The sequence below is a fragment of the Nocardia sp. NPDC059764 genome (assembly GCF_042732555.1).
GTDB lineage: Bacteria > Actinomycetota > Actinomycetes > Mycobacteriales > Mycobacteriaceae > Nocardia.
The window spans coordinates 16354-35299 of record NZ_JBHWHH010000065.1 but is presented as its reverse complement, the minus strand read 5'-3'; the positions used below and the strand labels follow the sequence as shown (position 1 = coordinate 35299).

The 18946-nt window shown below is 69.0% G+C and carries 23 protein-coding genes; 5 read left to right on the top strand and 18 right to left on the bottom strand.

Translation table 11 applies throughout. The features are described 5' to 3' along the window. Positions 1-31: 31 nt before the first annotated feature. From ACFV4K_RS16770 to ACFV4K_RS16715, 12 genes are all read right to left on the bottom strand, one after another. Positions 32-943, bottom strand: coding sequence for an acyl-CoA thioesterase II (locus ACFV4K_RS16770; protein ID WP_357098034.1), 912 nt, complete (start codon positions 941-943; stop codon positions 32-34). 13 nt (positions 944-956) lie between these two features. Beyond that, entirely contained in the window at positions 957-2381 is a 1425-nt protein-coding gene (pyk, locus tag ACFV4K_RS16765) for a pyruvate kinase (protein ID WP_379106899.1), read from the bottom strand. Between the two features lie 90 nt (positions 2382-2471). Next, entirely contained in the window at positions 2472-3140 is a 669-nt protein-coding gene (locus ACFV4K_RS16760; protein ID WP_379275726.1) for an amino acid ABC transporter permease, read from the bottom strand. A gap of 21 nt (positions 3141-3161) precedes the next feature. Further along, positions 3162-3917 (bottom strand): transporter substrate-binding domain-containing protein, encoded by a 756-nt coding sequence (locus ACFV4K_RS16755; RefSeq protein WP_379275724.1) that lies wholly within the window; start codon positions 3915-3917, stop codon positions 3162-3164. 213 nt (positions 3918-4130) lie between these two features. Beyond that, a complete protein-coding gene (locus ACFV4K_RS16750) occupies positions 4131-4631 on the bottom strand; it encodes an NINE protein (RefSeq protein WP_379275722.1) in 501 nt (166 codons plus the stop codon). A gap of 55 nt (positions 4632-4686) precedes the next feature. After that, positions 4687-4899: a hypothetical protein gene (locus ACFV4K_RS16745; RefSeq protein ID WP_379275721.1), complete on the bottom strand. Its 213-nt coding sequence runs from the start codon at positions 4897-4899 to the stop codon at positions 4687-4689. A gap of 93 nt (positions 4900-4992) precedes the next feature. Beyond that, positions 4993-6189: a prolipoprotein diacylglyceryl transferase gene (lgt, locus tag ACFV4K_RS16740; protein ID WP_379275719.1), complete on the bottom strand. Its 1197-nt coding sequence runs from the start codon at positions 6187-6189 to the stop codon at positions 4993-4995. A 216-nt stretch (positions 6190-6405) separates the two neighbouring features. Continuing rightward, positions 6406-7206 (bottom strand): tryptophan synthase subunit alpha, encoded by an 801-nt coding sequence (gene trpA / locus ACFV4K_RS16735; protein ID WP_379275717.1) that lies wholly within the window; start codon positions 7204-7206, stop codon positions 6406-6408. Continuing rightward, on the bottom strand, positions 7203-8489 hold the full coding sequence (gene trpB, locus ACFV4K_RS16730) for a tryptophan synthase subunit beta (protein ID WP_379275715.1): 1287 nt from the start codon (positions 8487-8489) through the stop codon (positions 7203-7205). Before trpB ends, trpA begins: the two co-directional genes overlap by 4 nt. 8 nt (positions 8490-8497) lie before the next feature. After that, complete coding sequence (trpC, locus tag ACFV4K_RS16725) at positions 8498-9316, bottom strand: indole-3-glycerol phosphate synthase TrpC (protein WP_213560553.1); 819 nt, start codon at positions 9314-9316, stop codon at positions 8498-8500. A gap of 149 nt (positions 9317-9465) precedes the next feature. Further along, positions 9466-10275, bottom strand: coding sequence for a TIGR02234 family membrane protein (locus ACFV4K_RS16720; RefSeq protein WP_379275713.1), 810 nt, complete (start codon positions 10273-10275; stop codon positions 9466-9468). Beyond that, on the bottom strand, positions 10272-11825 hold the full coding sequence (locus ACFV4K_RS16715; protein ID WP_379275712.1) for an anthranilate synthase component I: 1554 nt from the start codon (positions 11823-11825) through the stop codon (positions 10272-10274). The genes ACFV4K_RS16720 and ACFV4K_RS16715 overlap by 4 nt, the downstream gene beginning before the upstream one ends. A gap of 240 nt (positions 11826-12065) precedes the next feature. Between ACFV4K_RS16715 and ACFV4K_RS16710 the strand changes: the two genes are divergently transcribed. The 4 genes from ACFV4K_RS16710 to ACFV4K_RS16695 all read left to right on the top strand — a co-directional run bounded on the left by ACFV4K_RS16710 (position 12066) and on the right by ACFV4K_RS16695 (position 14294). Next, the gene (locus ACFV4K_RS16710; protein WP_379275710.1) at positions 12066-12281 is read left to right on the top strand and encodes a hypothetical protein; all 216 of its coding nucleotides are present in this window, start codon (positions 12066-12068) and stop codon (positions 12279-12281) included. Between the two features lie 192 nt (positions 12282-12473). Next, positions 12474-12929 (top strand): peroxiredoxin, encoded by a 456-nt coding sequence (locus ACFV4K_RS16705; RefSeq protein ID WP_379275708.1) that lies wholly within the window; start codon positions 12474-12476, stop codon positions 12927-12929. An 83-nt stretch (positions 12930-13012) separates the two neighbouring features. Beyond that, positions 13013-13606, top strand: coding sequence for a permease (locus ACFV4K_RS16700; protein WP_379275706.1), 594 nt, complete (start codon positions 13013-13015; stop codon positions 13604-13606). 181 nt (positions 13607-13787) lie between these two features. Further along, on the top strand, positions 13788-14294 hold the full coding sequence (locus tag ACFV4K_RS16695) for a MarR family winged helix-turn-helix transcriptional regulator (protein ID WP_379275730.1): 507 nt from the start codon (positions 13788-13790) through the stop codon (positions 14292-14294). A 3-nt stretch (positions 14295-14297) separates the two neighbouring features. On the opposite strand, the gene hisI is transcribed toward ACFV4K_RS16695, so the two are convergent. The 6 genes from hisI to ACFV4K_RS16665 form a co-directional block, all read right to left on the bottom strand. Then, on the bottom strand, positions 14298-14669 hold the full coding sequence (gene hisI, locus ACFV4K_RS16690; RefSeq protein WP_357285815.1) for a phosphoribosyl-AMP cyclohydrolase: 372 nt from the start codon (positions 14667-14669) through the stop codon (positions 14298-14300). Continuing rightward, positions 14666-15439, bottom strand: coding sequence for an imidazole glycerol phosphate synthase subunit HisF (gene hisF, locus ACFV4K_RS16685; RefSeq protein ID WP_379275704.1), 774 nt, complete (start codon positions 15437-15439; stop codon positions 14666-14668). Before hisF ends, hisI begins: the two co-directional genes overlap by 4 nt. Beyond that, entirely contained in the window at positions 15436-16254 is an 819-nt protein-coding gene (locus tag ACFV4K_RS16680; protein ID WP_379275702.1) for an inositol monophosphatase family protein, read from the bottom strand. The genes hisF and ACFV4K_RS16680 overlap by 4 nt, the downstream gene beginning before the upstream one ends. Before the next feature lie 6 nt (positions 16255-16260). After that, the gene (gene priA / locus ACFV4K_RS16675) at positions 16261-16992 is read right to left on the bottom strand and encodes a bifunctional 1-(5-phosphoribosyl)-5-((5-phosphoribosylamino)methylideneamino)imidazole-4-carboxamide isomerase/phosphoribosylanthranilate isomerase PriA (RefSeq protein ID WP_357097970.1); all 732 of its coding nucleotides are present in this window, start codon (positions 16990-16992) and stop codon (positions 16261-16263) included. A 97-nt stretch (positions 16993-17089) separates the two neighbouring features. Beyond that, entirely contained in the window at positions 17090-17833 is a 744-nt protein-coding gene (locus ACFV4K_RS16670) for an SDR family oxidoreductase (RefSeq protein WP_379275700.1), read from the bottom strand. Positions 17834-17891: 58 nt separating this feature from the next. Next, positions 17892-18347 (bottom strand): MarR family winged helix-turn-helix transcriptional regulator, encoded by a 456-nt coding sequence (locus tag ACFV4K_RS16665; RefSeq protein ID WP_379275698.1) that lies wholly within the window; start codon positions 18345-18347, stop codon positions 17892-17894. Positions 18348-18447: 100 nt separating this feature from the next. On the opposite strand from ACFV4K_RS16665, the gene ACFV4K_RS16660 reads away from it, so the two are divergent. Beyond that, positions 18448-18915 carry a nuclear transport factor 2 family protein gene (locus ACFV4K_RS16660; protein ID WP_379275696.1) on the top strand — a complete coding sequence of 156 codons (468 nt, stop codon included), beginning with the start codon at positions 18448-18450 and terminating at the stop codon, positions 18913-18915. Positions 18916-18946: the final 31 nt, after the last annotated feature.

The following is an 18946-nucleotide window of genomic DNA, read 5'->3' as shown; positions in this document are numbered from 1 at the left end:
CCCCGAGGGGTGCGGCCCGCCGTCGCGTGTCTCAGCGGCGCGCCGGGAAGTGGCGGATCACGCCTTCCTGGACGGTCGTCGCCAGCAGGTCGCCGTTCGTGGCGTAGAAGTGCCCGCGGGCCAGGCCGCGCGAGCCCGCCGCCACCGGCGACTCGGTCGCGTAGAGCGACCAGTCGTCGAAGCGGAAGGGCCGGTGGAACCAGATGGAGTGGTTCACCGTCGCCGCGATGATGCGATCCCAGCCCCACGACAGCCCGTGCGTGGTGATGATCGAGTCCAGCACCGTGGTGTCGGACGAATACGCCAGCGCCGCAACGTGAATCAGCGGATCGTCGGGCAGCGCGCCGTCGGTGCGCATCCAGACCCGGTTGTGGCCGAGGCTCTCGCCCTTGCCTTTGAGGATCCAGGCCGGGTCGTTGGTGTAGCGCATCTCGATGGGATGCGGTGCGTCCACGAACATCTGGAGCTTGTCCTCCATGCCCGCGAACGACTCCTCCACGCGCGGAAGACCTTCCGGCCCCGGCACGTCGGGCAGGGGCGTGCCGTGCTCGAGCCCCTTGCCCCAGTCCTGGAAGGCCGCGAGCATGACGAACAGCTCCTGCCCGTCCTGGTACGCGGTCACCGTGCGGTTGGCGATGGAGCGGCCGTCGCGATGCCGATCGACGTGGTATTCGATCGGCTGCTTCGGGTCGCCGCCGCGCACGAAGTGCGCGTTCACCGCATGGATGGGCCGCTCCGGTCCCACGGTCCGGCCCGCGGCGATGATCGCCTGCGCGACCAGCTGGCCGCCGAACGTGCGGCTCCACACCTTCTCGGGGTGATGTCCGAGGAAGATGTCGGGGCCGTTCTCCTCGAGATCGAGCAGACGCAACAGCACCCGCAGATCATCCGATAGCCCGGCCCCCTCGGGGTCCGCGACGACGTCCGCAGACGTCTCGTCCAACGACGCACTCAAATTAGTGGTCCTCCTCGCCGATGCGATGCACGTGGATCAGGTTGGTGGACCCGACAGTACCCGGCGGGGAGCCCGCCACGATGACCACGAGATCACCCTTGCTGTACCGCCCGATCGACAACAGCGCGTTGTCGACCTGGTGGATCATCTCGTCGGTCGTGCCCACCGGAGGAACGATGAACGTTTCCACGCCCCACGTCAAGGCCAGCTGACTGCGAATCGCGGACTGCGGAGTGAAGGCCAGCAGCGGCAGCGGGGTGTGCAGGCGAGCCAGGCGGCGGACCGTGTCACCGGACTGCGTGAACGCCACCAGCGCTTTGGCATTGAGGCGCTCGCCGATGTCGCGGGCGGCGTAGGAGATGACACCGCGCTTGGTCCGCGGCACGTGGGTCAGCGGCGGCACCCGGGTCGAGGACTCGGACTCCACCGCGTGCACGATGCGGGCCATGGTGCGCACGGCCTCGATCGGGTAGTCGCCGACCGAGGTCTCGCCGGAGAGCATGACCGCGTCCGCGCCGTCGAGCACCGCGTTGGCCACGTCGGAGGCCTCGGCGCGGGTCGGGCGCGAGTTGGTGATCATGGATTCCAGCATCTGGGTGGCCACGATGACCGGCTTGGCGTTCTCGCGCGCCATCTGCACGGCACGCTTCTGCACCAGCGGCACCTGCTCGAGCGGCAGCTCGACGCCGAGGTCGCCGCGGGCGACCATGATGGCGTCGAAGGCCAGCACGATGGCCTCCAGATTGTCGATGGCTTCGGGCTTTTCGAGCTTGCCGATGACCGGCACGCGGCGGCCCACGCGGTCCATGATGTCGTGCACCAGCTCCACGTCGGAGGGCGAGCGCACGAAGGACAGCGCGATGAAGTCCACGCCCAGCTTCAGGGCGAATTCCAGGTCGTCGATGTCCTTTTCGGACAGCGCGGGCACGGACACGTCCATGCCGGGCAGCGAGACGCCCTTGTTGTTGGAGACGGGGCCGCCCTCGGTGACCTTGCAGACCACGTCGTTGTCCTCGACGCGCAGCACGGTCAGCCCGACCTTGCCGTCGTCCACGAGCAGTCGGTCGCCCGGCTTGGCGTCCTTGGCCAGGTGCTTGTAGGTGGTGGAGACCCGGTCGTGATTGCCGATCATGTCGTCGACGGTGATCCGGACTTCCTCGCCGGTGTTCCACACCGTCTTGCCGTCGCCCTCGAACCGGCCCAGCCGGATCTTGGGGCCCTGCAGGTCGGCGAGGATGCCGACCGCGCGACCGGCGGTATCGCTGGCCGCACGCACCTTCTTGTAGTTCTCGGCATGATCGGAGTGCTCGCCGTGGCTGAAGTTCAGGCGCGCAACGTCCATGCCACTTTCGACGAGCTCACGAATCCGGTCCTCGGATGACACTGCGGGTCCGAGGGTGCACACAATCTTCGTTCGTCGCATCACGCGTCCAACCCTAGACCTGTGGTAAGGCTCATGCCGACCCCGGCACACACATATACGGTTCTTGTAAGCACCCGTTCAGCTATCGGCAGGTCATCGAGCGACGTGCCTGGCCAGACGGGTCTCCAAGAAGGTTTGGAAGAATCCCAGGATGAGGCAGACAACCCAGTAATAGATGGCGGCCACGCCGTAGAGGGCGAAAAAATCGAAGGTGGGCGCGGCGGCCATCTGCGCGGTGCGCAGCAACTCGGTGACCAGGATGGTCGACGCCAGCGAGGTGTCCTTCACCAGTGAGATCAGCGTGTTGGACAGCGGGGGCACCGCGATGCGGGAGGCCTGGGGCAGGACCACCAGCCGCAGCGCCTGGGCGTAGCTCATGCCGACCGAGTACGACGCCTCCCACTGCCCGTGGGCGACCGAAAGGATCGCGGCGCGAATGATTTCCGCCGCGTACCCGCCGACATTGAGGCTGAACGCGATGATCGCCGCCGGGAACGGCTCCAGCACGATGTCGAACGCCGGCAGGCCGAAGAAGATGATGAACAGCTGCACCAGCAGCGGCGTGCCGCGAATGATCGAGATGTACACGCGTGCGGCCGCCGACAGCGGCCACACGCTCGACATCCGCGCCAGCGCCACGAACAGCGCGATCACCAGTCCGATCAGGAAACTGACGGCGGTCAGCGGCAGCGTCTTGTTCACCGTGGCCTCGAGCATGGGCCACAGGTTGTGCCGGATCAGCGCCCAGGTGGCGTCGTCCATGTCCGAAATGCCCCGCGCCGCTTACTTGCTGACGTCGGTGCCGAAGTACTTCTCGGAGATCTTGGCCAGGGTGCCGTCGGCGCGCAGCTCGTCGAGGGCCTTGTTCACCTGATCGGTGAGGGCCTGGGAGTCCTTGCGGGCGGCGAAGGCCTGCTTGGCGGTCTCACCGGTCTTCCCGGCGACCTGCACGATGCCCGCGCCCTGCTGCTTGGCGTACGCGTTCACCGCGAGGGTGTCGTTGACGGTGGCGTCGGCGCGGCCGGTCTTGAGCAGCTGCACCGCCTCGACGAAGCCGGGGATGGCCTCGACCTTGCAGCCCGCGCCGCGCGCGACCTCGGCCCAGTTGCTGGTCTCGGACTGGGCACAGGTCTTGCCGGACAGGTCGGTGAGGGCGTGGATGCCGCCGTTGCCGGTCTTGGTGACGATGACGCCCTCGGAGACCGTGTAGGGCTGCGACAGCGAATACTTCTGCTCGCGTTCGGGTTTGACGGTCACCTGGTTGGCGACGAGGTCCACGCGCTTGGATTCCAGGGCGGCGAACAGCGAGTCCCAGGGCGCGGTGGTGAACTCGACCTTCTTGCCGAGCTTGTCGCCGACGGCCTTGATCACGTCGACGTCGTAGCCGGTGAGGCTGCCGTTGTCCTGGTAGGTGAAGGGAGAGTAGTTGCCCTCGGTGCCGACCTTCAGGGTGTTCGCGTCGTCCTTGCTCGAGCTGCAGGCGACGAGCCCGGCTGCGGCGACGACGGCGAGCAAGGCGGCGGCTAGCTTGTGGCGCACGACGGGGACCTCTCCTCGGGCGTGTGGAGTGAACACGCGACAAACAACCGACAAAGGGTACGCCGCGGACCGACCGGGCGGCACGGCAACCATCACGATGCGCGAAAACCTGGATCCGGCTCCGGCCCGATGATATGCACGAACGGCCGCCACCCGGTCGAGTGACGGCCGCCGACATGCGGAGTGTCGCGCGCGGTCGCGCAGCGGTGACGCTCAGTCGCGCAGGGGACGCCCCTGGAGGTCGGGCACCTTGCCGGTGAGGATCAGGATGCCGTCGATCAGCGCCCAGATACCGCAACCGCCACAGGTGACCAGCTGCAGCACGCCGATCGTGGTGTAGCCCAGGTAGAAACGGCCGATCCCGAAACCGCCGGCCAGCAGCTGCAGCAGACCCGCGGTCAGCTTGCTCTTGTCCGACAACGGAACTCCGAACGGATCCCGGCCGAACGGGGCCTCCGGGTCCCCGCCGTAGGGACCGTATGGGCCGGGCGCGGCGAACTGCTGCGGCTGGCCGTAGGGCTGGCCCGGCTGCGCGAACTGCTGGGGCTGGCCGAACTGGTCGCCCGGCTGGCCGAACTGCTGGCCGGGCGCGGCGAACTGCTGAGGATCCGGATAGGGCTGCTGGCCGTGTGGCTGTCCGTACTGCGGGCCCGTGCCGGGCGCGCCGTACTGCGGGCCGTCCTGCGGCGGCTGTTTCTGGAAAGGGTCGGTCACGCAGGAATTATCGCGTACCGTCGCGGATTCGTTGCCGGGCGAAGCGAATCGACCGCTATATGGCGCTGAGCGTGCGCGCGTAGTTCACCTGGTGCATGACCATCGGGAAGGTGGATTCGTTCCGCACTGCGATCATCGCCGAGTGGAACCGGCCCGCGCTGTTCACGGTGACCTGCACGTATCCGGCGACCACCTGCTGCTTGATGAGCAGGAACAGCAACCCGGGAAACAGAAGGGCGGGAACAGGATCGCCAGCACGATGGCGCACGACCCGTTCCCCTACGGCCGCACCGGCGGCCGCCGATGCCCGATTGTCTCCCGAATCACCGCGCCGCGCTACGGGATTCGCGCGATTCCATGATCAGGAATCGCTCTTGCTGTCCGCCTTGTCCGCGGTGTCGGACTTCTTGGCGACCTCGACCTTCTCCGGCTCCTCGGCGGCCTTCGCCTTGTCCGCGGGCTCCGCGTCATCGGCAGGCACCGGCTCGTCGGCGGATTCGGATTCGGCCTCGTCAGCGGATTCGGTCTTGTCAGTGGATTCGCCGGCGCCGGACTTCTCGTCGGCGGACTCCTTCGCCGCGGCATCCGTGCCCGGAATCGCGGGTTCGGTCGCGACGGCCGCCCCGTAGGCGCGCAGCGCGCCGAACTGCCACGGCCAAGGGCGTTCCGCGCCCGCCCGGACCTGCGCGGGAGTCTCCCGGCCCTTGGTGGCGAGCAGGAAATAGGCCACGGCGCAGACGAAGACGATCGCCGAGGTGAACGTGTTCACGCGCAGGCCCGCGATGTGGGTGGCCTCGTCGTCGCGCATCAGTTCCACGAAGAACCGGCCGAAGCAGTAGATGGCCACGTACAGGGCGAACAGACGGCCGTGGCCGATGCGGAACTTGCGGTCCACGTACAGCAGGATCGCGACGCCCAGCAGGTTCCACAGCAGCTCGTAGAGGAAGGTCGGCTGCACGACGTGCACCACCACGCCGTTGGAGACGCCGTTCATCGGGTCGGAGCCGCCGTTGGCGTCGAAGCGGTCGAAGATCTCCAGACCCCACGGCAGCGTGGTCTCGCGGCCGAAGAGCTCCTGGTTGAAGTAGTTGCCCAAGCGTCCGATGGCCTGCGCCAGCAGCACGCCCGGCGCGATGGCGTCACCGAAGGCGGGCAAGGGGATTCGATAGTGGCGGCAGCCGATCCAGGCGCCGAACGCGCCCAGCAGCACCGCGCCCCAGATACCGAGCCCGCCCTGCCAGATGGCCCACCAGTGGGCGTCGGCCTTGCGATGCGGGCCGAAGTACTTCTCCCAGTCGGTGGCCACGTGGTAGAGCCGCCCGCCGATCAGGCCCAGCGGCACCGCGAACATGGCGATGTCGAGCACCGCGCCGGACTCGCCGCCGCGGGCCACCCACCGCTTCTCGCCCAGCCAGATGGCCGCGACGATGCCGATGATGATGCAGATCGCGTAGGCGCGCAGCGGGAACGGCCCGAGATACCACACGCCGCGAGGCGGACTGGGGATATAGGCCAGGACATCGGCGCCGGTGCTCTCGGCAAGGGCTCGTATGGTCACGAGTCCCCACCGTAGCAGTGTTTGATCTGCCCTCCGCTTCGCTCCGGGCGGGTTCGCGGCCCTGGAGGTCTCGTTCTTCCCTCCCTCCGCTCCCCGCTTCGCTCCTCCGCTCCACTCAGTCCAGAACGAGACGGGCCGCGAACCACCGAGTGATCCGCGGCCAAAAAGAAAGGTGTGTACCGAATTCGGTACACACCTTTCGAGGAGGTCGTTCGGTCAGGAGGCGACCGCCGCCGAGCGGACGCCCTGCGCCAGCTCCTCGGTCAGCGCCCGGATCGCGTCCAGGCCCTGCGCCGCCGCCGTCACCAGGGCCGAGCCCACGATGACGCCATCTGCGTAGGAGGCGATCTCGGCGGCCTGCGCGCCGCTGCGCACGCCCAGGCCGACGCCGATCGGAATGTCGGAATGGGCGCGGATGCGGGCGCACAGCGCCGGAGCCATCGACGACACCGCGTCACGCGCGCCGGTGACGCCCATGGTCGAGGCCGCGTACACGAAGCCCTTCGAGGCCTCGAGGGTCTTGACGAGCCGCTCCTCGGTGGAGGACGGCGCGACCAGGAAGATGCGGTCCAGGTTGTGGGTGGAGGACGCCACGAACCAGTCGTCGGCCTCCTCCGGAATCAGGTTGGGGGTGATCAGGCCCAGACCGCCCGCCGCCGCGAGATCGCGGGAGAAGCTGTCCACGCCGTACTTCAGCACCGGATTCCAGTAGGTCATGACGACGGCCTTGCCGCCCGCCTGGGAGATGGCCTCCACGACCTTGAACACGTCGCGCACCCGCACGCCGCCGGCCAGGGCCTGTTCGGCGGCACGCTGGATGGTGGGGCCGTCCATCACCGGATCGGAGTAGGCGACGCCGACTTCGATGATGTCGCAACCGGATTCGACCATCGCCTTACACGCGTCGATCGAGCCCTGCACGTCGGGGTAGCCCGCGGGCAGGTAGCCGATGAGCGCGGCGCGGTTCTCCTCGCGGCAGGCCGCGAAGGTGTTGGCGAGACGGGACTGCTGGCTCACTTGTCATCCCCCTCGGGCTTGTCGAACAGCCCGAACCACCGGGCGGCGGTGTCCATGTCCTTGTCGCCGCGGCCGGACAGGTTGACCACGATGATCTTCTCCGGGCCCAGCTCCTGACCGAGCTCGAGCGCGCCCGCCACCGCGTGCGCGGACTCGACGGCCGGGATGATGCCCTCGGCGCGGCTCAGCAGCAGGAGCGCGTCCATGGCCTCGGTGTCGGTGACCGGGTAGTACTCGGCGCGCCCGATGTCCTTGAGGTAGGCGTGCTCCGGGCCGACGCCCGGGTAGTCCAGACCCGCGGAGATGGAATGCGATTCGATGGTCTGCCCGTCCTCGTCCTGCAACAGGTACGAGTACGCGCCCTGGAAGGCGCCCGGGCTGCCACCGGTGAAAGTGGCGGCGTGACGGCCGGTTTCGACGCCGTCGCCAGCGGCCTCGTAGCCGATCAGGCGCACGGCCGGATCGTCGAGGAAGGCGTGGAAGATGCCGATCGCGTTGGAACCGCCACCGACACAGGCGGTTACCGCGTCGGGCAGACGACCGGTGTGGGCCTGGATCTGCTGCCGCGTCTCCAGGCCGACCACGCGCTGGAAGTCGCGCACCATGAGCGGGAACGGGTGCGGGCCCGCGGCCGTGCCGAAGCAGTAGTAGGTCTGCTCGGCATTGGTGACCCAGTCGCGCAGCGCCTCGTTGATGGCGTCCTTGAGGGTCTGCGAACCCGTTGTCACGCTGATGACTTCGGCGCCCAGCAGGCGCATGCGGGCCACGTTCAACTGCTGGCGCACGGTGTCGACCGCGCCCATGTAGATGACGCACTCGATGCCCAGCAGTGCGCACGCGGTGGCGGTGGCGACGCCGTGCTGGCCCGCGCCGGTCTCGGCGATGACGCGGGTCTTGTTCATGCGCTTGGCCAGCAGCACCTGGCCGAGCACATTGTTGATCTTGTGAGAACCGGTGTGGTTCAGGTCTTCCCGCTTCAGGAAGATGCGCGCGCCGCCCGCGTGCTGCGCGAGGTTCTTGCACTCGAACACCGGCGAGGGACGCCCGGTGTAGTCGCGCTGCAGCCGGTCCAGCTCATCGAGGAAGTTCGGGTCCACCCGGCACTTGTCGTATTCGGCGGTGACCTCTTCGATCACGGCCATCAGCGCCTCGGGCACGTGGCGGCCGCCGTACACGCCGAAGTGGCCGCCCACGTCGGGTTCGTGACTCTTGCGCGCGACGCCGTCACTGGCCTGGGGCAGGCCGAGAGTGTTCTTGCCGGACAGCTTTTCGGTCTGTGTCATCGCTTCTTTCACCGTCCCCGGCGAACCGGTTTCGGGCAGGACGGGTGGGTTCCGGCGGTCACCAGCTCGGCCACCGCGGCGCGCGGGTCGCCGCTGGTCACCAGGCCCTCGCCGACGAGCACGGCGTCCGCGCCCGCACCGGCGTAGGCCAGCAGGTCGGCGGTGCCGCGAATGCCGGACTCGGCCACGCGGATCACTTCACTGGGCAGACCGGGGGCGATGCGCGCGAACACATCCCGGTCCACCTCGAGGGTCTTCAGGTTGCGGGCGTTCACGCCGATCACGCTGGCCCCGGCCTCGAGCGCCCGGTCGGCCTCTTCCTCGGTGTGCACCTCGACCAGCGCGGTCATGCCCAGCGATTCGGTGCGGTCGATGAGCGCGGACAGCACGTCCTGCTCCAGCGCGGCCACGATCAGCAGGATCACGTCGGCGCCGTGCGCGCGGGCCTCGTGGATCTGGTACGGGCCGACGATGAAGTCCTTGCGCAGGACCGGGATGTCGACCGCGGCGCGGACCGCGTCCAGGTCGGCCAGCGAACCGCCGAAGCGGCGCTGCTCGGTGAGCACGCTGATGATGCGGGCGCCGCCGTCCTCGTAGGCGCGGGCCAGGTCGGCGGGGTTGGGGATGTCGGCGAGCGCGCCCTTGGAGGGGCTGGCCCGCTTCACCTCGGCGATGACGCCGATGCCCTCGGCGTGCAGGGCGGCCTTGGCGTCACGCGGGGACCGCGCCGCCGCCGCGGCCGCTTTCACGGCCTGGAAATCCAGAAGGGCTTCCCGCGCGGCCACGTCCGCACGGACCCCGTCGAGAATCGAGTCGAGTACCGTCATCTGGCTCGAATCCTTTCTGGGGAGACGGACTTGCTGCCTGAGAATCCCCCCAGGCGCTGTCTCACCGCTGCTGATAAAGAGTAAATGGCTATGTTCCCGGTCTTGACGGCGGGGCTGGAAGCGGCGACGCTGCCGCTGTCCGGCCCAGCTCAGTGGTGTTCCCCGCGCGTGGCCCCGGAACCCGGATCGTCCTGCGCGGCAGAGTGATCGGCGTCGTCGTCGGTCGGATCCAGGCCCTCGTCGAGCGCGTCCCACAGCACGCGACCCGACAACTGCTCCTTCGACGGCGGCTGTGACCCGGATTCCGCGGGTCCCCGGTCGGCGTGATGCTGGGCAACCTGTTCGGCCGCCGCGGACTTCCGCACGGCCGGGCTGTCGTACTTGCCCGACATGCGGGCCGTCTCGCGGGGCATGCGCACCAGCAGCAGCCCGGCCACGAACGCCGCCACCGCCCCGACCAGCGTCAGCACGGCAGGCAATGACGCGGTGGTCACGGTTCCGGGGTGCTCCCAGGCCCGCAGCTCGGCCAGCCGGGCGGCCCGGTCACCGGTCCTGCCCTGATGGACCAACAGGGCGTAGGCGGGCACCGCGGCCACCGCGGCGAGCACCGCCACCACCACGCCCACGCCACGCCGCCACCAGCCGTGGGTGGCGAACACCGCCGCGATGGTGGCCAGCAGGACCAGGGCCAGCGGCGTCAGCGCGCCGAACCAGGTGCTGCCGTTGAGGTGGGCGGTACGCGGCGGGCCGAGCTCGCTGGTCACCTCGACGGTCACCCAGGTCATCCGCGACGACGCCCACAGCAGCGCGGCGGCGACGGCCAGCAGCGCCACGGCCGCGATCGGCCGGGTCCGTTTCGGCTGCGCCCCAGCGCTTTCCGGGGTTTCGGCGCTTGCCGGGGTGGCGGGGTTCTCCGGGGTCTCGGGACTGTCCGCCGGATCGGACTCCGAATCGGTCATCGATCCGCGCCGTTCGGGCGGTAGGCGCGGACGGTCTCCGCGGCCGCGATGGCCTTGAGGACCGCCATGGCCTTGTTGCGCGATTCCACGTCCTCGTACTCCGGGTCGGAGTCGGCCACGATGCCCGCGCCGGCCTGCACGTAGGCGGTGCCGCCCTTGAGCAGCGCGGTGCGGATGGCGATCGCGGTGTCGGCGTCACCGGCGAAGTCGAGGTAGCCGACCACGCCCGCGTACACGCCGCGGCGAGTGGGCTCGAGCTCCTCGATCAACTCCATGGCCCGGACCTTGGGCGCGCCGGACAGCGTTCCGGCCGGGAAGCAGGCCTGGACCGCGTCGAGCGCGACCTTGCCCGCCCGCAACCGGCCCGACACCGTGGACACCAGGTGCATGACGTGCGAGTACCGCTCGACGTGCCGGTACTCGGTGACCCGCACGGTGCCCGGCTCGCAGACCCGGCCCAGGTCGTTGCGGCCCAGGTCGACGAGCATGAGGTGCTCGGCGTTCTCCTTCGCGTCCTCGAGCAGGCCCTTCTCCAGCAGGAGGTCGTCCTCCTCGGTGGCCCCGCGCCAGCGGGTGCCCGCGATCGGATGCGTGGTGGCCACACCGTCCTTCACCGTGACCAGCGATTCGGGGCTGGAGCCGACGATGGAGAACGCGGTGCCGCCGGAGCCGTCCGGGATGTGCATGAGGTACATGTACGGGCTCGGGTTGGAAGCACGCAGCATGCGGTAGAGGTCCAGCGGGGTGCCGTGGTAGTCCATCTCGAAGCGCTGCGAGAGCACCACCTGGAACGCCTCGCCCGCCTCGATCTCCTTGACCAGGCGGCGCACGCCCGCGCCGAACTCCTCGGAGGTGCGCTGGCGGCGGTAGTCGGGCTCGGGCCGGTCGAAGACCGAGACGGTGGACTCGGCGGGCGCGGCCAGGGCCTCGGTCATGCGGTCCAGGCGGGCGACCGCGTCGTCGTAGGCCTCGTCGACGCGCTCGTCGGTGCCGTTCCAGTTCACCGCGTTGGCGATCAGGGTGATCGCGCCCTCGTGGTGGTCGAAGGCGGCCAGGTCGGTGGCCAGCATCAGGACCATCTCGGGAACCTGGAGGTCGTCGGTGGCCAGGCTGGGCAGGCGTTCGAGCCGGCGCACGGTGTCGTAGCCGAGGTAGCCGACCAGGCCGCCGGTCAGCGGCGGCAGGCCGGGCAGGCGCTCGGTGCGCAGCACCCGCAGCGACTCGCGCAGCGCTTCCAAGGGGTCGCCGCCGACGGGCGCGTCGGCCGGGGTCTGCCCGAGCCAGGCGGCCTGGTCGTCGACCACGGTGAGCGCGCTGGGGCTGCCCGCGCCGATGAACGACCATCGCGACCACGAGCGGCCGTTCTCGGCCGACTCCAGCAGGAAGGTGCCGGGCCGGTCGGCGGCCAGTTTGCGGTAGGCGGACAGCGGAGTCTCGGAGTCCGCCAGCACCTTTCGAATCACCGGGACCACGCGGTGATCGGCCGCGAGCGACCGGAACTGCTCCCGGGAGGTGGTGGTGTCGATTGGCAAACCGTGGGCGCCGTGCATTGCCCCATCATTCCAGGCCCACCGGGCGGGATCTAAATCGCTCTCCCCGCCCAGCCGAGCGGGCCGCTGCGGCGAATACCTGAAGCGGTCTCACCACGCTCGCGGCGGTAGCACGCGGTATCCCCCATTTTCGAGAGGAGATCAACACAGATGTACCCCTCGCAACCGGTGGCTCCGGAGGGTCCACGGCACGCAGCTCCGCAGATGGCCCCGGGCGTCATGCCCGGTCAGCCGCCTCGGATGATGCATGTGAACCCCGGCGGGAAGTACTCCGCCATCTCCTCGTTCGTCACCTACGTGAAGGCGCTCGAGTCGCTGGATCCGCGCAACTTCCCCGACGAGTACGCCGAGCACACCGATCGCATCAAGGAACTGAAGCCGTTCCTGCGCGCCCACGGCATCCTCGACGTGATGAACATCAAGAACCCGGAGGTCGCCGCCCTGATCGGGGCGTGACACCGCACCGACACCGCGTGTCGAGGGTGGTTGGGGCTCCGGGGGCCGACCCCCGGACCCCCAGGCAGGGAACCAGCCGACAGGCCGGCGGCGGGCACTCACCGAGCCCCGTGCCCGGCAAGGGATTCCGGCCGGACGGTCACCGCGTCCCCAGATAGCTCGTGCACGATGAATTGGGGGTAGGGTACGGGCATGAAGGTCGGTCAGCTGGCACCCAATTTCGAACTATCGGATCAGTCCGGCACCCCGCGTTCGCTCGAGTCACTGCTCGCGGACGGCCCGGTGGTGCTGTTCTTCTATCCCGCGGCGAACACGCCGGTGTGCACCGCCGAGGCGTGCCACTTCCGGGATCTGGCAACGGAATTCAAGGCCGCCGGGGCGAGCTGCGTGGGCATCAGCGCGGATTCGGTCGAGGTGCAGTCGGGATTCGCCGAGAAGCAGGGACTGGGCTACCCGGTGCTCTCGGACCCGGGCGCGAAGGTCGCCGCGGAGTTCGGCGTGAAGCGCGGCCTGCTGGGCGCGATCGTGCCGGTCAAGCGGACCACCTTCGTGATCGACCCGGATCGGACCGTGGCCAAGGTGATCACCAGCGAGATGCGCGCCAACGTGCACGCCGACGAAGCCCTGAAGTTCCTGCGCGAACGCTGACGGACCGCTCCCGCTCGGTCCCGGCGCGCGACCCCGTCGCGTCGATGCTTCGCCCGCCGACAATTCGGACATACGCTGAGCGCATGACTACGGCCGGCACCGAGCAGGAGCGAAAGTCTTCAACCTTCGTCACGTGGCGCAATCGCATCATTGCCGCGGTCGCGACCCTGGCGGTGTTGTGGCTGTCCTATCTGATCCTGGCCGCGTTCATTCCGCGGTGGTGGGCGCAGCGCCTGGGGGAAATGGTCGGTTCGAGTTTCGCCAAGGGCATCTGGTACGGCCTGTTGATGGGGCTGATTTGCACAGCGGTGCCACTCCTCCTGTTCCTGGCGGCGGGTCTGTTCTGGCGTAAACGGGCCGGAAAGTTCGTCGCGGGCGGGGCCGCCGTGCTGGCCCTGGTCCTCGCCATCCCGAATTTGATGACGCTGACCATCGTGTGGGGCAACTCCAGTGCCGCGCACGCCGGGGAACGCATTCTCGACGTCGACGCCCCGGGATTCCGCGGCGCCTGCCTGGCGGGCGCGATCATCGCCGCCGCGCTGTTCCTGCTGGTCGCATTTCTCTTGGTGCGCAAGCGATTCCGCCGCCACCGCGCCGACAGACAGCGAAACGAACCGGAAAAACCGAGCGTGTCGCCGGAAACTCCGGCAAATCCTCCCGAAGTCGGCACGAACTAATTCCGCGCGTAACACGCGTGATCGATGTCACGTCATTCGGCAACATCGTGACTGGCGAGCGAAGTCGTGGCAAACTTTGACGTGCGAGTGACTTGTTCGATGCCGCGACACGGGCTCTCGAACGGTCGGGGACCAACCGTCACTCGGCTGGTACGAGAGGGCGCGCACGGTGACCAAGTCGATGAATCCCCAAGAACAGCGAGCTTGGCGAACCCTGATCGCGCTCACCACCCGACTGCCCGCCGCTTTGGACACCCAGCTGCAACGCGAGTCCGGGATTACCCATTTCGAATACTTCGTGATGGCCTTGCTCTCCGAAGAACCCGATCACCGCTTGCAACTCAGCGACCTCGCGCAAAAGGCAAATGCATCGCTATCACGGCTCTCGCATGTGGTGTCCAAACTCGAGCGGCTCGGCTGGGCGCAACGCGTGGCGCTGACCGGCCGTCGCGGGGCCCAGGCCGTGCTCACCGACGCGGGATATCGCAAGGTCAGCGACGCCGGACCCGGCTATCTGGAGTGCGTGCGCGGCCTGGTGTTCGACGGCCTCGACGCCGATCAGACCGAGCAACTGCTGGCACTCGGTGAAACCCTGGTGGCACAGCTCGACAAGGGCATGACCCGCGGGCTCGGCCGCTCGGGGCGGCCCAGCTCGCATCTGGGTCTGGATCCCGCCGAATCCGACTGAGGCTCAGCCCTCGTCGGACAGCAGCCGATCGCCCTGCGACAACAGCACGTCGGTGTCGAAGCAGGTGTGGGTGCCCGTATGGCAGGCCGCGCCCTCCTGGTCGACGATGAGCAGCACGGTGTCGCCGTCACAGTCCAGACGCACCTCGTGCACGTACTGGGTGTGGCCGGAGGTCTCGCCCTTCACCCAGTACTGCTGCCGCGAACGCGAGTAGTAGGTGCCCTTGCGGGTGTCGAGGGTGCGGGCCAGCGCCTCGTCGTCCATCCACGCCATCATCAGCACGTCGCCCGTGCTCTTCTCCTGGGCGATGGCGGCGAACAGGCCGTCGGCATTGCGCTTGAGGCGCGCGGCGATCGCGGGATCCAGGCCGCTCATCGAACCGTGATCCCTTCCGCGCGCATGGCGTCCTTGACCTCGCCGATGGTGAGATCGCCGAAGTGGAAGACGCTGGCGGCCAGCACCGCGTCCGCGCCCGCCTGCACGGCCGGGGCGAAGTCGGCGACCTTGCCCGCGCCGCCGGAGGCGATGACCGGCACCGACACCGCGGCGCGCACCGCGCGGATCATGGTCAGGTCGAAGCCGGCCTTGGTGCCGTCGGCGTCCATCGAGTTCAGCAGGATCTCCCCGACGCCCAGCTCGGCGCCGCGCACGGCCCATTCCACGGCGTCGATGCCGGTGCCGCGCTTGCCGCCGTGGGTGGTGACCTCCCAGCCGGACGGGGTGGGGTCCTGGCCCGCGGGCACGGTGCGGGCGTCGACCGACAGCACGATGCACTGCGAGCCGAACCGCTCCGACATCTCGCGCAGCACCTCGGGACGGGCGATGGCGGCGGTGTTCACCGACACCTTGTCCGCGCCCGCGCGCAGCAGCCGGTCCACGTCCTCGACGGTGCGCACGCCGCCGCCGACGGTGAGCGGGATGAAGATCTGCTCGGCGGTGCGGGTGACCACGTCGATCATGGTGCCGCGGTCGCCGGTGGAGGCGGTGACGTCGAGGAAGGTCAGCTCGTCCGCGCCCTGCGCGTCGTAGATGGCCGCCAGTTCGACGGGATCGCCCGCGTCCCTGAGGTTTTCGAAGTTGACGCCTTTGACCACGCGCCCGGCGTCGACGTCCAGGCACGGAATCACGCGTACTGCAAGTGTCACTGCTCTGCCTCTCCTCGGACCCGATCGGCGGTGTCGGCGATCAGTTCCAGTAGTTCCTCGTGCACGCCGGGCGCGGCGGCCAGCACCGAACCGGATTCGATGGTCCAGTCCGCGCCCAGCAGATCGGTGACGACCCCGCCCGCGGCCCGGACCAGCACCACGCCCGCGGCGTTGTCCCACGGGTGATGTCCGAACACCACGGCCCCGCCCAGAATTCCGGACGCGGTGTAGGCCAGGTCGATGCCGGTGGAGCCGTACATGCGCTGCCGGCCCGACAGCCGCGACAGCGCGCCCAGCAGGTTGAAGCGGAAGATGCCCGGAATCCGGCCCGCCCCATCGATATTGAAGCTGCCGAACCCGATCATGGCGGTGGCCAGTTTGGCCGGGGCCAGCCGCGGCAGCGGGGTGCCGTTGAGCAGCAGCGGCCCGCCGTCGACGGCCGCGTAGCGCTGGCCCAGGATCGGCAGCCAGGTCAGGCCGATGACGGGGACGCCGTCACGCACCAGCGACAGCAGCATCCCGCACATGGGGCTGCCCGCCGAGTAGTTGAAGGTGCCGTCGATCGGGTCGAGCACCCACGCGGTGCCCGAGGTCAGCTGCGGGCCGCCGAATTCCTCGCCGTGCACCGGGATTCCGGTGCGCTCGGCCAGTCGCTGCGAGATGGTGCGCTCGAGTTCCAGGTCGAGTTCGGTGGCGAAGTCGTTGCGCCCCTTCTCGACCGCGCTCGGCGCCCCGATGCCCTCGACGAAACGCGGTGCGGCGGAGTCGAGCACCGCGCTGGCGATGCCGAGCAGTTCGGCGAGTTCGGCGGCCATCGGCGGTTATCGAACCGCGGCCAGGGCTTCGGGCAGGGTGAACCGGCCCGCGTACAGGGCCTTACCGATGATCGCGCCCTCGACGCCCTCGTCCACCAGGGTGGCGATGGCGGTCAGGTCCTCGAGCACCGAGATGCCGCCCGACGCGATGACCGGCGCCTCGGCCGCGTTCGCGACCTGGCTCAGCAGATCCAGGTTCGGCCCGGTCAGGGTGCCGTCCTTGGACACGTCGGTGACCACGTAGCGCGAGCAGCCGTCGCGTTCGAGCCGCTCGAGCACCTCCCACAGGTCGCCGCCGTCTGTGACCCAGCCGCGGCCGCGCAACCGCCACTCGCCGTCAATGAGCTTCACGTCCAGGCCGACGGCGACCTTGTCGCCGTACTCGCCGATGGCGCGGGCGCACCACTCCGGGTTCTCGATGGCCGCGGTGCCGATATTGACGCGCGCGCAGCCGGTGGCCAGCGCCGCCTTCAGCGACTCGTCGTCACGGATTCCGCCCGACAGTTCGACCTTCACGTCGAGTTCGCCGATGACCCCGGCGATGATGTCGCGATTGGACCCTTTGCCGAACGCGGCGTCCAGGTCGACCAGATGCACCCACTCCGCCCCCGCCTGCTGCCAGGCCAGAGCGGCGTCGCGCGGCGAACCATAACTGGTTTCGCTGCCCGCCTCCCCTTGAACCAGGCGCACAGCTTCACCATTGGCGACATCGACGGCAGGTAGCAGCACAAGACTCACGGGGTAAGCCTAGTGGTTGCCCGGTGTCACACCGTTCGCAGGGTGAACCGAGTCGCGGCGGCGCGGCCACCGCGCCCGGGCCGCCCTCCGTCCCGATTCATTGCCGGGCGAGCCAGTCCGAGAGCCGGGTCGGGGCGAGTTCCGCGCCCGGGCCCGGCACCAGGCTCTCCGGACCGAGGAGGGTCCCGAAGTACCGGGCCTGCGGGTCGGTGACCACATCGCGCGGGTCGGATCGGGCGGTGAGCACGGTGCGAATCCACTGGTCGAGGCCGAACTTCTCGGGCCCGCCGACCTCGAGCGCGCCATTGCGGGGCGAGTCCAGCGCGGCCTGCGCGGTCGCGGCGGCGACATCGTCGGCGGCCATCGGCTGGACGCCGCCGTCGGACAATCGGACCACGCCGTCGACGGTGGCGGAATCGGCTATGCCACCGGCGAATTCGAAGAATTGCGTGGCGCGCACGATCGTGTACGGGAGGCCGGAACTCCGGATCAGTTCCTCCTGCGCCGCCTTCGCTTGCAGGTACCCGGATTCCGGCAGGTCGCCCGAGCCGACCACCGACAACGCGACGTAGTGGCCGACGCCCGCGCTCTGCGCGGCGTCGAGCAGGTTGGCGGTCGAGATGCGGAAGAACGCCATGACGTCGTCGTCGGCGAACGACGGCGAATTGGAGACGTCGACGACGACGTCCGCGCCCTGCAGCGCCTCTTTCACGCCGACACCGGTCACCGTGTCGACGCCCTTGCTCGGTGCGGCCGGAACTGCCTGGTGGCCACTATCGCCCAAACGGTTGACGACATTCGACCCGATCAGGCCGGTGCCGCCGATGACGACAATCTTCATGTCCGTTCCTTCCGTTGTCGCGCTTGCCTCGGCTTCCACCATCCCACCGAGCGGTTGTTCAGCTGCCTCCGGCGTGCGATTCGAGGATGCGATTGAGGGTCAGGACGAAGTTCGCGCGTTCGGCGGCGGTGAACCCGGGCAGGAGTTCCTGCTGCGCCGCTTCCAAACGTTCGTCGAGCTCGGCGAGGTGGGCTCGGCCGGCGCGGGTGAGAGTGAGGGTGTTGCGGCGGCGATCGGCGGGGTCGGGGGTGCGGGTGACCAGCCCGCGGTCGGCCAGGTCGTTGACGGCGGAGACGACGTCACTGCGGTCGATGCCGGTACGGCGTCCAGCTGCGGCCTGACTGAGCGGGCCGTGCTCGTCGAGGGTGGCGAGCAGGGCGTAGTGGTAGCGGCGGGAACCGGTGGGTTCCAGGGCCTTCTCGGTGCAGCGGTTGGCGATGATCGCGGCCTGGCCCAGGAGTCGGGTGGGCAAGGCGCGCAACCGCCCGGAGGCTCCTTCGGGCGCGGTGTCCATGACAGCGAATCTACCAACACTTGTTGGGAGCACCCACGATCAATTACATTGGTTCTACCAACGTTGGACAAACCAACAATCTCGTCGAAAGACTCTCATCATGAACGCGATCGACATCAGCACCAGCCGAATCCAGGACCTGGCTGACAAATTCGAGATCACCGAGCTGGTCCACCGCCTCGGCCGCGCCCTCGACGAGGGCGACTGGGCCGAACTCGCCACGCTCTACACCCCTGACGCCACCGCCCAGACCCCGGGCGGCCTGGCCGTCGGCCGCACCGCCCTGGTCACCCAGGCCAGCCGAAACCACGCCCCCGACAAGCACATTCAGCACATCATCACCGGAATCATTGTCGACCTGGACGGTGACACCGCCCGCGTGCGCGCTAACCTGCTGGCCGTCTTCGCCTGGGGGCCCGCCCAAGACCCCACCCTCGGCTCCCAGCCCCGCCTCACCCTCGGCGAGGTCTACCGCTTCGAGGCCGCCCGCACCCCCGACGGCTGGCAGTTCGCCAGCGTCGCCTCCGCCCCCGTCTGGTCCGTCGGCGCCCGCCCGACGCGGGAGTGACCCACCTCACCGACTGCACTGTCAGGAATCC